We start from the raw sequence: 13,429 nt of genomic DNA, 5'->3' as shown, positions 1-13,429 counted from the left end.
AACCGGAGTAGCGACAGAACATGATTTCATTTCGACGACAACCCACAGATTTATGTCATCCGGGTCACTGTCAGAGTGGCCTCGTTTGGCTTACTATGGCGCTCTTGTTCCTGTTGCCGAGCAAAGGGACTATTTCAGGCCATTTGCAGGAATGGATTACCGCTGACCAACGCCCTGTTTGGCCGCAGCTTATTGGCGCGGCCACTATTGCCTGTGCGCCATCGGCGCCTATAAAACGCGTTATTTATGGATCTATAACGATGAAATCATCAATTGCACTCAAAGCCTTGTCGCCCTATATATTCGCAATATTGTCAGTTGGGCTGATATCCAGCGGATATCATGCGCTGCCGATCTATTGCGGCCTGGCCATTGTCGTCTATCCGGTGCTGGTTGCCATGCTGGCGGACGAGTGGGAAAAACAGGGGCTGGTCTATCGCGAATCGACCCAGGTCGAGGTTGATGTCAATGTGCGCGGGATCCTTATCAAAGAGCAGAGACGGCATCTGGAGAATCTCTATTTTGTCTCGCCGGAAATAATGCAGACCAAACTCACCAGCCTAGCCCGCCTCAAACTGCTGCTCTGCGGCGCCATGTTTGCCGTGTCACTGTATGAACTCGCGCAGCAGGCCGAGGCTCAATTTGCACTACCCGCCGTCAATCTGATGGATATCAATCTGCTGGATATATCCGGCCTGATGCTCGGCCTTGGTGGGGTACTGTTTCTCGGCCACTGCGCGAGAAAAAGCCTCTCCCTCTATGGAACCTGTCGCCATAAAAACTATCTGGTGCAGAGTCATAACGAACCCGGCGTCCAGCTCTATAGCGCAGCCATTTCTACCAAGGCGGCAAACCTGCAAGTGACCCATACCCGCATGTTCGATGCCTTATTGGCGTGGTATTGAGCAACCCTTAATTGGCAACCTTTAATTGCCCCCCTTGGATCAAGATGGCGGGGCAGGAGGTAAGACAATAAGGCCCCATCCCAACAACGCTCACTGACCACTCAGCCGTGATAGGCGCAGTGGTTGGTTGAGCCTCTATTGCCCTCCCTATAGCCATCCTCTATCCCTCCCCTTGCTTACTGCTTTATCAGAAGTCATCAGCCTGTCATCTGGCTGACATCCCGCGGTCATTTTCAAGCCATAGAGTTTTTCACTTATTTTTCATATGGATAGATAAGGAACATCATGACTTTCCCGCGCTCTTCTTATGTGGCTTTGGCCGTCTCGCTGGTCTTGCTTGGTGGCTGCCAGTCAGAGAACGAATCGTCTGCCGACAGCCAGGGCAAAACGGCCTATCAATACAGCACCAAAGCGGTCTACAGCCCGCAGCAGCAGGCGGAGAGCTACGAGCCAGCGCCTCAGGGGTTCAGCCCGGTCTTTACCGAGATGGTGGCGCGCCACGGCTCGCGCTCCCTCTCCAGCCCGAAATATGACGTGCTGACCAAGCTGGTCTGGGAAGAGGCACAGCGTCAGGGGGCGCTCACCACCCTCGGGCAGGGGCTGGGAGGCAAGGTCGATCTGGTGACGGCCGCCAACCAGAAACTGGGCTATGGCCTGCTCTCGGCGCTGGGCAAGGAGGAGCACGCCAATCTCGCTACCCGGCTGGCGGCACGGCTGCCGACCCTGCTCAACAGCAGCGAGCCCCACTGCATCAAGGTGGTCACCTCGGGCAAGGACAGGGCCAACGAAAGCGCCTTCTACTTTATGGAGAGCCTCAAGCGCAACGTGAGCTATGTCAGCGACTCGGCGCAGTGCTACCTCACGCAGAATGACCCCTCGAAGATCGACAAAAAGCTGGTCAACAAGTTCGAGCTCTACTTCCACAAGACCACGCCCGAGGGGGATTACGCCCGCTACCTGCCCGCCTATGAGAGCTACCAGCGCTTTATCGGTGACGAGGATACCGAGATCGCCCCGGCCCCCGAGCTGGCCAGGGCGCTGGATCAGCTTAAAAACCTGAGCAAGACCAAAGAGATGGCCCGCAGCATGCTGGAGCGTATCTACAGCAAGGGCTTTGTCGACTATCTGGCGGGCGGCGTCGAGTTTGTCGCCGTCAACCCGGAGGATGGCGGCATGACCTATGTGCGCGACGAAGTGGATGCCGCCCTGATGCTCTACAACCTCTTTATCATCGGCCCCGGCATGATCCGCGAAGCACAGGCACAGGGCAACGAACCCTGGGAGCTGGAGCAGTTCCTCACCCCGGAGGAGTCTGCCTGGTTCTCCTACCTCTCTGATGCGGAAGATTTCTACGAGAAGGGGCCGAGCTTTGCCAACCAGAGCGCCCCCTACGCCATTGCCCAGCCGCTGCTCGACGGCCTGTTTGGCGAGGTGCAGCGTCAGGTGGTGGAGGGTGAGCAGAGCCGACGGGCCACCCTGCGCTTTGCCCACGCCGAAGCCATTATCCCCCTCGCCGCCCTGATGAAGCTGGAAGGGAGCCGTCAGGGGGCCAGCCCGGATCAGCTGTTCAGCCAGCAGAACAACGAGTGGCGCGGCGGCTGGGTCTCCCCCTATACCGCCAATATTCAGTGGGATATCTACCAGAACGGGCAGCGGCAGGTGCTGGTCAAGATGCTCTATAACGAAAAGGAGATCGCCTTTAAAACCGGCTGCCAGCCCTACCGAAGCGGCAGCCACTACTACGACTTCGAGGAGCTCAAGCGCTGCTACGGCTATAACGGCTAACCCTTCGCGCGCCGGATATGGCAATCACCAGGGGCGGCCAGCAGGTCGCCCCAATCCACTCCCCTTCCCTGCTTGTCAAAGCGAGATATGGCTATCAAGCCGCCTTCCGGCTCCATTTGCTGATCAAGCTCAAAAAACGATTAATTTCTGATAGTTAAGTCATTTTAAGGCTCGCCTCGGCAGTTTCGTTTGGCTTACCATAGCCATCCAGAACCTGTTGAGCTGCGATGGGTTGCTGCCCTCGTTGGTCAATGGAGCATATTGGAAGCTGTAATCCACGGGCGGTAGCGTGGGATTTGGTGACGTTACACCCCACAGAGGAAAGTGGAAGTCCCACATTTCATTGAAAATCGTCATCAAAAGGATTTTGATATGGACTTGTGCTGAGATTAATGTCAATTAAAAATTGATAGTCAATGCAATATACATTATTTACACCTTAATTTATCCAATCAAGTTTAAAGCTCGATCACTGTTAATATGGACATAACTAAAATAGGAGTTTTACTTTAAATGTTTATTCAAAATTTAGATAAAAAACAACAATCCGCATTACTCTATCTAGCTAAAGAAATTATAAATGCAGATAATAAACTCCATAACAATGAAGCCAGTATATATACTCTATTAGAGAGTCAGGTTCATACTTCCGTCGCCCCAGAAAGTATAAAAATAGATGAGCTAAATGTACTATTTGAATCGAACATATCAAAAATCTCGCTATTGCTTGAGTTAATCGCTGTTGCTCATGCCGATGGTGATTACCACAACGATGAAAATGTGCTCATTCGGAAATACGCGAAAACACTTAATATATCTGAAGAAAAACTTTCAATGCTTGAGCGTTGGGTATCAAAACAACTTTCTCTTTCCATAGAAGCTCAAGAACTATTGAATCAATAAGGAGAACGCAATGCCATTACCATTTATTTTGGCAGGTGCAGCTGTCGCCGCTGCTTGTTATGGTGTTAAAAAGGGTATTGATGCCAAAGGTGATTTGGATGATGCAACGCATTATAATAATAAGGCCAAAAACTCAGCATCTGAGTTTGAAACAAAACTTGTAAAACAAAAAAAAGATACAATGAGTATACTTGAAGAATATGGAGCATTAAAAATAAATGGAACGGAATCAGTCCTGAATTTTCAATCGTTGTTTAGTGTCACAGACCAAAGGTCAATTAACAACAACTTCAAAGATTCCAAACGCATTGTAATAACAAAAGAAGAAGAAATTGCAATACTAAAAAAAATTGGCGTAATAGATACAAATTTGACTATTACTCAGGCAGAGCAAAAAATTATAATGGGCAACCTAGAGTTGAACAAGCTAAGCGAAGGCTTAAAGTCTGTCGCGGCCGGGTCGTTAGCTGGAGTTGCTGCTGGTGGTGGTGCATATTTAGGTGTTGGGTCATTAGCTACAGCCTCAACGGGCACCGCAATTAGCGGTCTTTCTGGTGCTGCAGCAACTAATGCAACTTTAGCTTGGTTAGGTGGCGGTTCATTAGCTTCGGGTGGTTTTGGGATGGCTGGCGGTACAATGGTACTTGGAGGCTTAGTGGCTGGCCCATTGCTCGCTATTGGGGGTTCAGTTCTCGCCTATAAAGCCGCAGAAGCAAAGGATGAGGCTTATTCACAATATTGTAAAATACTCACCCAAATAAAAAAGGGTGAAATTATAGTGTCAAAACTAGCAGCTATTGAAGCTCATACATCTCTGTGCAATTGTACGTTTAATAAATTATTGAATAAATTTAAACTTACCCTTATGCCAAAGTTAAATGCCTTCGCCAATAAAAATATACATTATAAAGATATGGATGACGAAGCAAAGGGCTGTGTCATGACAAGTTATGCAATGGCTTATCTTCTAAAAGATTTCATCGCAGAAGGCACTATTAACGAAGTTGGTGACGATGTGAACCCCAGAAGTATAGAGCTACTAGAATGTCAGAAAGTTAAAGATTTCTGTTAATCAACTACTGGAGAGGACTCAGTCCTCTCCTTATTTTTTTGGATAATTTATGCAACATAGGCAAGACTTTTTTACTGAAATTCCTCTAGCAGAGTTACTTAAACAGCCAGCACCACAAGTGGATTCATTATTCCCAGCCGTAACTAAGAATTTCAACTCTTTCAGTGAGATACTTGAAGCACATGATATAGCTCTGAATGAAATTTCAGCCAGAGAAATAGAACTTGACAAGCAGTTATCTAAAATTGAAGAAGACGTTAAAATTGGTTCGGAATGTGATAAGTGGGATTATATTTTTGCTGCATCTTCGGGGGTGTTAGCAGGACTTATTGACTCATTTTTTGTTTGTTCTCCAAATGATTCCAAGCTATTAACGCAGGCTGATTCCATAATGGACTCTCTGGTTGAAAACTTCGCAAAACTCAATGGCTGGGAAGGCGCAAAAAATGGGTCAGATTCAACCAAGAGTGCAATTGCATTTTTAGAGCGGACTTTCAAAGTAAATTATGATCATCAGCATGGGAAAATAGTGAATGATTTTATGAGGATGACACCTTCCAATCATCATCTAAAGTCACTAGCACACTCCCCAAGCCCTATCGGGCTGATTTTTTCAATCATTGATCAGTTTAGAGGTACAGCAACTTTTATAGATAATGGCCAGCTCATTACTGTTACTGCAGAAAGTAAGCTTCAGGGAAATACAGTTTTATCAAAAATTTTCTGCGCATTTATTAACTGGATAGGCCACATAATGTCTGATATCTCTGGCTCCTCGGGTGGCAAGAGTCGTGGCACAGGTGTACCTATTCCATTTTATGAACTGCTACAGATTATCAATCTCGGTAGTTTTGAACATAAGGATGAGCAATTATCATTTGCAGATATCTCTGTAAAGGTATTTGAGCAAGGTTATGATGCTCGCTTCGGCATGGTGCAAGCCATTCCGGTTTTCATGGTAGAATTGTTTACGAGAGTTTTCTGTATTATCAGAAACCGCTATCAACATGGGCATTCATGGTCTGAGTGCTTGAGTTTCATTAAGCTTGACACAAACACTAGATTAAGAAAAATGTTACTCATTGGCCACGGTACATTGTGCTTGATTGATGCCGGTGATGCATTCATTCGTAACCCAGAATGTAATTGGGTTAGTTTCTTTAGTCGTATGAATTTTGTGGCTTGGATGCGATTTTCATACTTAGGAATGAGGCATGCTTATTCAGTTTTAAATTGCGACATAGAAATCTATCGTTTTAAATTAAGAGCTAATGCACACAATAAATATATCGATGATGTTATAAACATTTCTAATAAATTCTTCGCTGAAAACAATGATAAAATAAAGATCTACTTTATTGAGCAACGCGCTGTATTAGATGGGCTACTTGGTACGTTTGAACATAATATAGAGGTCAAAGACTATCAAGCTGCAACGAATACATTAAATAATATTGGTGCTGAATTTAATTTCGAGTCGAAATTTTCAAGCCTGGACGATTTTGAATCATTCATGATGGGTGATTAAAAATGCCAGTCAAAAAAAGAAAAAGATTTCCATGTGACTCTTGCGGCATTTGCTGCCAGAACGTCCACTTAAGTGAAGAAACAAGCCATTTAGACAGAGGAGATGGAACATGTGTGAACTTTAGTGATTCAACTCGGCTGTGTAGTATCTATGAATCAAGACCACTTATTTGTCGCATTGAAGATTATTATAATGAACATTTATCACATTCCTATGAATGGGATGCGTTCATTGAAATTAACATTTCTATTTGTGAAAAATTTAAAAATGAAAATTATTAATACACAAGGTAATCAACTCTAGCCACCTTAGTCTTGAGAAAAATGAGATATAGCATAAATCACTAGTTTCTCGTTCAGCATAAGCTGCTCAATATCAAATACTGCAGAGAAAAAGGCGACCATCCGGTCGCCTTTTTTATTTAAATCGCTTTCCAGTCAGGAAAACTTACCGCGCCGGTCGCTTGGCACCATTTCCTTTGGCCGCAGGCTTGCCGCCCTGAGTGGCGGGTTTGGCTCCCGGCTTGGCAGAGCCCGCGCGGGTCGGGGTTTTACCCTTATGGGCGGGTTTTCCGGCAGGTTTGCTTTTACCAGCATTCTTGCCTTCGCCCTGTGCGGCCGGTTTGCCATTAGCCGCCCCTTTCTGCAGTTGGGAACCCACCGGCTTGCCGCCGGTCGGTTTGTTGCCTGTGCCGTTGCCGCGCTGATGGGCAATGTTACTGTGGCGAGTCAGGGCCGGTTTCAGCCCCTTGCCGCTGGCGGCGTGTTCGTTGCGCCGCTCATTCCTACCTTCTGGCGGCACCAGACAGCCGGGGCCATTGCCAATCAGGTGGCCCTTGCCCATGGCGAGCAGGGCTTCGCGGATCATCGGCCAGCCAGCGGGATCGTGGTAGCGCAGCAGCGCCTTGTGCAGGCGGCGACGGCGCTCGCCCTTGGCGACAAACACATCGCCACCGGTGCGGCTCACCTTGTTTAACGGGTTTTTCTCCGTGTAATACATGGTGGTGGCGTTGGCGAGCGGCGACGGGTAGAAGTTCTGCACCTGATCGAGCTTGAAGCGGTTCTCTTTGACCCAGAGCGCCAGATTGATCATGTCTTCATCCGTGGTGCCCGGGTGGGCGGAGATGAAGTAGGGGATCAGATACTGCTGCTTGCCCGCCTCTTTGGAGTATTTGTCGAACAGCTCCTTGAACTGGTAGTAGCTGCCCATGCCCGGCTTCATCATCTTGGAGAGCGGCCCCTCCTCGGTGTGTTCCGGCGCGATCTTGAGGTAGCCGCCGACGTGGTACTTGGCCAGCTCCTTGATATAGCGGGGGTCTTCCACCGCGATGTCGTAACGCACGCCGGAGGCAATGAGGATCTTCTTGATCCCCTTGAGGTCGCGCGCCTTGCGATAGAGGTTGATGGTCGGGCTGTGGTCGGTGTCCATGTGCGGGCAGATGGTGGGCCAGACACAGGAGGCGCGACGGCAGGTCTGCTCGGCCTTGGGGCTCTTGCAACGCAGCTTGTACATGTTGGCGGTGGGGCCGCCGAGATCCGAGATGACGCCGGTAAAGCCCGGCACCTTGTCGCGGATATCTTCGATCTCTTTCAAGATCGACTCTTCCGAGCGGCTCTGGATGATGCGCCCTTCGTGCTCGGTGATGGAGCAGAAGGAGCAGCCGCCAAAGCAGCCGCGCATGATGTTGACCGAGGTCTTGATCATCTCGAAGGCCGGGATCTTCTCGTTGCCATAGGCCGGGTGCGGCACCCGCTGGTAGGGCAGGCCGAATACGCCGTCCATCTCCTCGGTTTCCAGCGGGAAGGCGGGCGGGTTGACCCAGACGATGCGATCGCCGTGGGCCTGCGACAGGGCACGGGCACAGCCGGGGTTGGTCTCGTGGTGCAGAATGCGCGAGGCGTGGGCGTAGAGCACCTTGTCCTCTTTCACCCGCTCGAACGCCGGCAGCTTCACATAGGTTTTTTCCCACGGCTTGGGCTTGGCCGGCTGCACCAGCACGGGCTGTGCTTCCTGCGCGGCAGGGGCCGATTCGGTCGCATCGTCAGAGCATGGGGCCCCTTCCATATAGGGGTTCATGATGGGATCGATACGGCCAATCTGGTCGAGCTTGCTCGAATCCACCCCTTTCCAGCCCGGCAGCGGCTCCTTGCGGATGACGGCAGTGCCGCGAATATCTTGCATGGTGTCGATGGTCTCCCCCGCTGCGATGCGGTGAGCCACTTCCACCAGCGGCCGCTCGGCGTTGCCGTAGATGAGGATATCGGCCTTGGCATCGAGCAGGATGGAGCGGCGGATAGTCTCGGACCAGTAGTCGTAGTGGGCGATGCGGCGCAGGGATGCCTCGATGCCGCCAATGACGACGGGGACCTCCTTGAAGGCCTCCTTGCAGCGCTGGGTATAGACCAGGGTGGCGCGATCCGGCCGCTTGCCGCCCACATCCCCCGGGGTGTAGGCGTCGTCGTGGCGCAGCTTTTTGTCGGAGGTGTAGCGGTTGATCATGGAGTCCATGTTGCCCGCGGTGACCCCGAAGAAGAGGTTCGGTTTGCCCAGACGCATAAAGTCATCCTTCGATGACCAGTCCGGCTGGGCGATGATGCCGACCCGAAAGCCCTGCGCCTCCAGCATGCGGCCGATCACCGCCATGCCGAAGCTCGGGTGATCCACGTAGGCATCCCCCGTCACCAGAATGACATCGCAGCTGTCCCAACCGAGCTTGTCCATCTCTTTGCGGGACATGGGCAGGAAGGGCGCCGTGCCGTAGCACTCGGCCCAATAGCGGGGATAGGAGAAAAGGTTGGGTACCGGCTGCATTTTGAACACCTGGAAAAATTCGGGTCGCGCATTATACCGGTTGCGGCCAAGGGGAGCGATGGCTTTTTGTCCCTATAGATCCTGCGGAATAGGCCGCCGCCCGCAATAGCAAGGGCGCCCGCAGGCGCCCTTGTGATGATGAGGCTGATTTACTGGCCTCCGTCAGGATTGAGGTCAGAGCGCCGGAGGCTGCGACTCCCCTGCCCCCTTGGCGGCCAGCGCTTCGTCTACCTGCTGATCCCGCGCCCCTGTCATGCCAGCGTGACGGGCGATCAGATGGTAGATGGCGGGCACCACCAGCAGGGTAACCAGGGTCGCCAGCGACAGCCCGAAGAAGACCACAGTCCCCACCGCCATCCGGCTCTCGTAGCCAGCCCCCATGGAGAGCATCAGCGGCACAGCGCCGATAATGGCGGTCAGCGAGGTCATCAGGATGGGGCGCAAGCGGCGCACCGAGCCTTTGATTATCGCCTCCTCGAACCCTTCGCCGCGCTGGCGCAGCTGGTTGATGAACTCGACGATGAGGATGCCGTTTTTGGTCACCATGCCAATCAGCATGATCATGCCGATCTGGCTGTAGATGCTCATCTCCTGCCCCGTCAGCCAAAGGCCAAGCAGGCCGCCGAAGATGCCGAGTGGCACCGTCACCATCACCACCGCCGGGGTCAGGGTGCTCTCGAACTGGGCCACCAGCACCAGATAGACCACCAGCAGGGCGAGGCCAAAGACCAGCACCATCTCCCCCTGATTGTCGCGGTAATCCTTGGAATCACCGGCGTAATCCACCGTCATGCCGGTGGGCAGGTTGGCGTTGGCCCAGCCATCGAGGAAATCGAGGGCCTCACCCAGGGTGTGGTCGGGGTGCACGTCGGCAGTCAGGGTAATCGCTTTTTGCCGCTGGTAGTGGTTGAGGCGGTTGGCGGTCGCCACCTGCTTGACGGTGGCCAGAGTCGAGAGACTGACCATCTCGCCATTGGCCGCCTTCAGGTAGATGCGACCGAGATCCGAGATGCCGTTGAACTCGGTCTGGTTGCCGCGCAGGTAGACGTCATACTCCTCGCCCCTGTCCACATAGGTGGTCTTGCTCGCCCCGCCCAGCAGGGTCTGCAAGCTGTTGGCCACGGTGGAGACCGGAATGCCGAGCTGGCTGGCGCTGTCGCGATTGATGGTCACCTGCAGCTCGGGGGTCTTCTCGGCGTAGTCGAGATCCGGGCTCAGCATCAGGCCGCTGCCCTGCGCTGCCTGTTGCAGCGCCAACCCTTGCTGGTAGAGCTCGGCATAGTCGTTACCCTGCAGCACGAACTGCACCGGCGCGGTGGAGCCACCCCGGAAGCCGGGCTGGAAGGTGCGGATCATCACATCGGGAATGCCGGATAGCTTGGCACCCAGCGAGCGGGAGAACTCGGTGGCGGTGACGTCGCGCTCCGCCCAGTCGGTGAGCTGGATAATCACCATACCGGTCTGATCGCCGCCACGACCAAAGGCAGGGGTACTGAAGCTCAGCGCCTGCACTACCCCTTTGCCCAGCATCGGCATGATGGCGGACTCCACCTGCTGCATGTTGCGCTTCATCCGCTCGATGCTGGTCCCCTCTGCCCCCTTGACGAAGACATAGATGACGCCGCGATCCTCGGTCGGGGTAAGGCTGGTCGGCAGTTGGGTAAAGAGGGCACCGATACCGCCCAGACAGAGCAGCAGCACCAGCGGCGTCCAGCGGGAGCGACGCAGCACCCATGCCAGCAGGTGGCGATAGTGCCCCTCCAGCCAGCCGAGCCCGCGATCGAGCCCGGCTGTCAGCCGGTTCGGTTTATCCAGCGGGCGCATCAACCAGGAGCCCATGGCCGGGGTTAGAGTCAGCGCCACCAGCGAGGAGCAGAGCACCGCCAAGGAGAGCAATATCGCAAACTCGGTAAAGAGCCGCCCCACCATGCCATCCATAAAGGCGATGGGGACAAACACCATCACCAGCACGGCGGTGGTAGCGATGACCGCAAAGCCCACCTCGCGGGTGCCGTGCCAGGCGGCCAGCAGGGGCGGTTCACCCCGCTGCAGATGGTGGTGGATGTTCTCCACCACCACGATGGCATCATCCACCACCAGGCCGATGGCGAGAATAAGGGCCAGCAGGGTGATGAGGTTGATGGAAAAGCCGAAATACCAGGCGCCGATAAAGGCGGAGATGAGCGATACCGGCACCGTAATGGCCGGAATGAGCGTGGTGCGCCCCTGGCCGAGGAACAGATAGAGCACCGCCACCACCAGCACGGCGCAGATGGCCAGGGTCTCGTACACCTCGTCGATGGCCTGCTTGATAAAGATGGTGGAGTCGTAATCCACCTCGAGCTTGGCCCCCTCCGGCAGGAAGCGCTGCATCTCGCCGAGTTTCTTCTCGATCCCCTGTGCCACGGCCAGCGGGTTGGCGGTGGACTGGGCGACGATGCCGATACCCAGACTCTCTTCGCCGTTGCGCTGATAGGCGCTGTCTTCGTTCTTGGCTCCCACCTCCACGTCGGCGATATCGGCCAGATAGACGCTCTGGCCGTTGGCGGCAGTGGTGACTTGCAGTTGTTGGAAATCTTCCGCTGTGTGGTAAAGCCGGGCGATCTGCACCGCCATGGTCATGGAGTTGTTGCGGATCTCCCCCCCCGGCAGCTCGATATTCTCCCGCTTGAGGGCCTCTTCCACATCGCTCACCGTGATGCCACGGGCCGCCATATCCGCAGGCCGCAGCCGCACATACATCACCTGGGTGAGATCGCCGGAGAGCGCCACTTCGCTCACCCCGTCCACCAGACTCAGGGGGTCGACCAGCACCCGGTTGGCGTAGTCGGTCATGGCGGTGCGATCCATCTGGCTGCTGCTGAAGTTGAGCCAGATCGCCACATCGCCGTTGCCGCTGTCCTTGGTCACCAGCGGCTCGTCCACATCATCGGGTAGCCGGGGCCGCGCGCGGGAGAGAGCATCGCGCACATCGGAAATCCCCTCCACCATGTTCCAGCCGAGCTTGAACTCGACGGTGATCATCGAGCGCCCCTTGCGGGTCATGGAGTTGATGTTCTTGATGCCGCTGATGCCGGAAAGTTGATCCTCGATGGGCTTGGTGACCTGGCTCTCCATCACCGCGGGGGCCGCCCCCTCATAGGTGGTGGTGATGGAGACCGAGGGGATCTGCACATCGGGCATCTCCCGCACCGTCAATTTGCTGAAGGCGACCAGACCAAACACGGTCAGCAAGGCGCTGAGCACCACCGCCACCAGCGGGCGGCGAACTGAGATATCGGAGAGCCACATCAGCCGTTCACCTCGGCCAGATCACGCACCTGCACCCCATCACGCAGATTGACCAGCCCCTCGACCACGATGCGATCGCCGACCTTGAGCCCCTCGGTGACCCAGACAGTCTCCCCTTCGGTTTCGCCGAGTACCACAGGCACCCGCTTGACCCGGCCATCGGCCTCGAGACGGTAAACAAAGCGCTGCTCACCGGCGTACTCCACCGACTGGGCGGGGATCAGGGTGAGCTGCTGGGCAGGCAGTGCCAGCTCCACATTGAGCAGCATGCCCGGGCGCAACTGGCCGTTGCCATTGGGGATCATCACCCGCGCCTTGATGTTCTGGGTATCGTTGGAGACGCGGCTGTCGAGGGTGGTGAGGGTGCCGTTGAATTGCTGATCCGGCCAGGCAGTGCTGGTGGCGGTGACCGCCATGCCGGGTCGCAGCAGGGAGAGGTAACGCTCCGGCACCGCCAGATCGAGGCGCAATTTGTCGAGTTCATCGAGATGCAACAGGGTATCGCCGCTGTTGACCAGCGCCCCTTCGCTCAGATCAATCAGGCTCACGGTACCGGCAAAGGGCGCCTGCAGGGTACGCAGGGAGAGCTCGTAACGGGCGGCATCGAGGCGTGCCTGCACCTGGGCCACGGTGGCCTCCTGCCCCTCCAGCTCGGATTGGGTCACGGCGCCACGGGCCACCAGCTTGCGCATATCCCCCAGCTTGCGGTTCTCGTCGCGCAGACTGGCGCTCTGCTCGGCCAGCTCCGCCTGCTGCTTGCCCGCATCGAGCGCGATCAGGGTCTCCCCCTTCGCCACGCTCTGACCAGATTGCACCGCAATCTTGACGATGCGACCGGTCACCTCGGGGCTGATGATGACGGAGCGATTGGCCGCCAGCTTACCCACCAGCTTGAGGGTCGGCTCGGCCAGACTCTGTTTGACGGTTTGAGTGCGGATATTGACCTGTCTGGTCGGTGCTTTGGCGGCGGGTTCGCTGTGACGCAGCGCCCAGACGCCGGCAACCACGATTAGAAGAAGGCCCAAGCCGAGCCAGATACGCATTTTCATCGAACAGTCCATGAAGAGTGAGAGGGTAAATCCAGATTGGGGCCATTTTAGCCCCAGACTATGCCGTGACTATGTATAAATGTGA

General features: G+C 54.5%; 9 protein-coding genes. 6 read left to right on the top strand and 3 right to left on the bottom strand.

Going from position 1 to position 13,429, the window contains the following annotated elements; genetic code table 11:
- Nucleotides 1–95 precede the first annotated feature (95 nt).
- The 6 genes from ACTG1K_RS08965 to ACTG1K_RS08940 all read left to right on the top strand — a co-directional run bounded on the left by ACTG1K_RS08965 (nt 96) and on the right by ACTG1K_RS08940 (nt 6,474).
- Entirely contained in the window at nt 96–905 is an 810-nt protein-coding gene (locus ACTG1K_RS08965; protein WP_338454208.1) for a hypothetical protein, read from the top strand.
- 285 nt (nt 906–1,190) lie between these two features.
- Entirely contained in the window at nt 1,191–2,690 is a 1,500-nt protein-coding gene (locus ACTG1K_RS08960; RefSeq protein ID WP_440005117.1) for a histidine-type phosphatase, read from the top strand.
- A 513-nt stretch (nt 2,691–3,203) separates the two neighbouring features.
- Complete coding sequence (locus ACTG1K_RS08955; RefSeq protein WP_338774193.1) at nt 3,204–3,593, top strand: TerB family tellurite resistance protein; 390 nt, start codon at nt 3,204–3,206, stop codon at nt 3,591–3,593.
- 10 nt (nt 3,594–3,603) lie between these two features.
- Nucleotides 3,604–4,665 (top strand): hypothetical protein, encoded by a 1,062-nt coding sequence (locus tag ACTG1K_RS08950; RefSeq protein ID WP_429150076.1) that lies wholly within the window; start codon nt 3,604–3,606, stop codon nt 4,663–4,665.
- Nucleotides 4,666–4,714: 49 nt separating this feature from the next.
- Entirely contained in the window at nt 4,715–6,193 is a 1,479-nt protein-coding gene (locus tag ACTG1K_RS08945) for a hypothetical protein (RefSeq protein ID WP_338774191.1), read from the top strand.
- A gap of 2 nt (nt 6,194–6,195) precedes the next feature.
- Nucleotides 6,196–6,474: a YkgJ family cysteine cluster protein gene (locus tag ACTG1K_RS08940; protein WP_371156028.1), complete on the top strand. Its 279-nt coding sequence runs from the start codon at nt 6,196–6,198 to the stop codon at nt 6,472–6,474.
- A 166-nt stretch (nt 6,475–6,640) separates the two neighbouring features.
- On the opposite strand, the gene ACTG1K_RS08935 is transcribed toward ACTG1K_RS08940, so the two are convergent.
- From ACTG1K_RS08935 to ACTG1K_RS08925, 3 genes are all read right to left on the bottom strand, one after another.
- Nucleotides 6,641–9,004 (bottom strand): YgiQ family radical SAM protein, encoded by a 2,364-nt coding sequence (locus ACTG1K_RS08935; RefSeq protein ID WP_429150074.1) that lies wholly within the window; start codon nt 9,002–9,004, stop codon nt 6,641–6,643.
- A 174-nt stretch (nt 9,005–9,178) separates the two neighbouring features.
- Nucleotides 9,179–12,295 (bottom strand): efflux RND transporter permease subunit, encoded by a 3,117-nt coding sequence (locus tag ACTG1K_RS08930; RefSeq protein WP_440005116.1) that lies wholly within the window; start codon nt 12,293–12,295, stop codon nt 9,179–9,181.
- Entirely contained in the window at nt 12,295–13,344 is a 1,050-nt protein-coding gene (locus ACTG1K_RS08925) for an efflux RND transporter periplasmic adaptor subunit (RefSeq protein WP_040065810.1), read from the bottom strand. The genes ACTG1K_RS08930 and ACTG1K_RS08925 overlap by 1 nt, the downstream gene beginning before the upstream one ends.
- Between the last annotated feature and the right edge of the window lie 85 nt (nt 13,345–13,429).

Origin of the sequence: Aeromonas sp. 102P (assembly GCF_051920345.1) — a bacterium.
Classification (GTDB): domain Bacteria; phylum Pseudomonadota; class Gammaproteobacteria; order Enterobacterales; family Aeromonadaceae; genus Aeromonas; species Aeromonas veronii.
The sequence above is the reverse complement of the archived record's forward strand: the minus strand, read 5'-3'. Positions and strand labels throughout refer to the sequence as shown.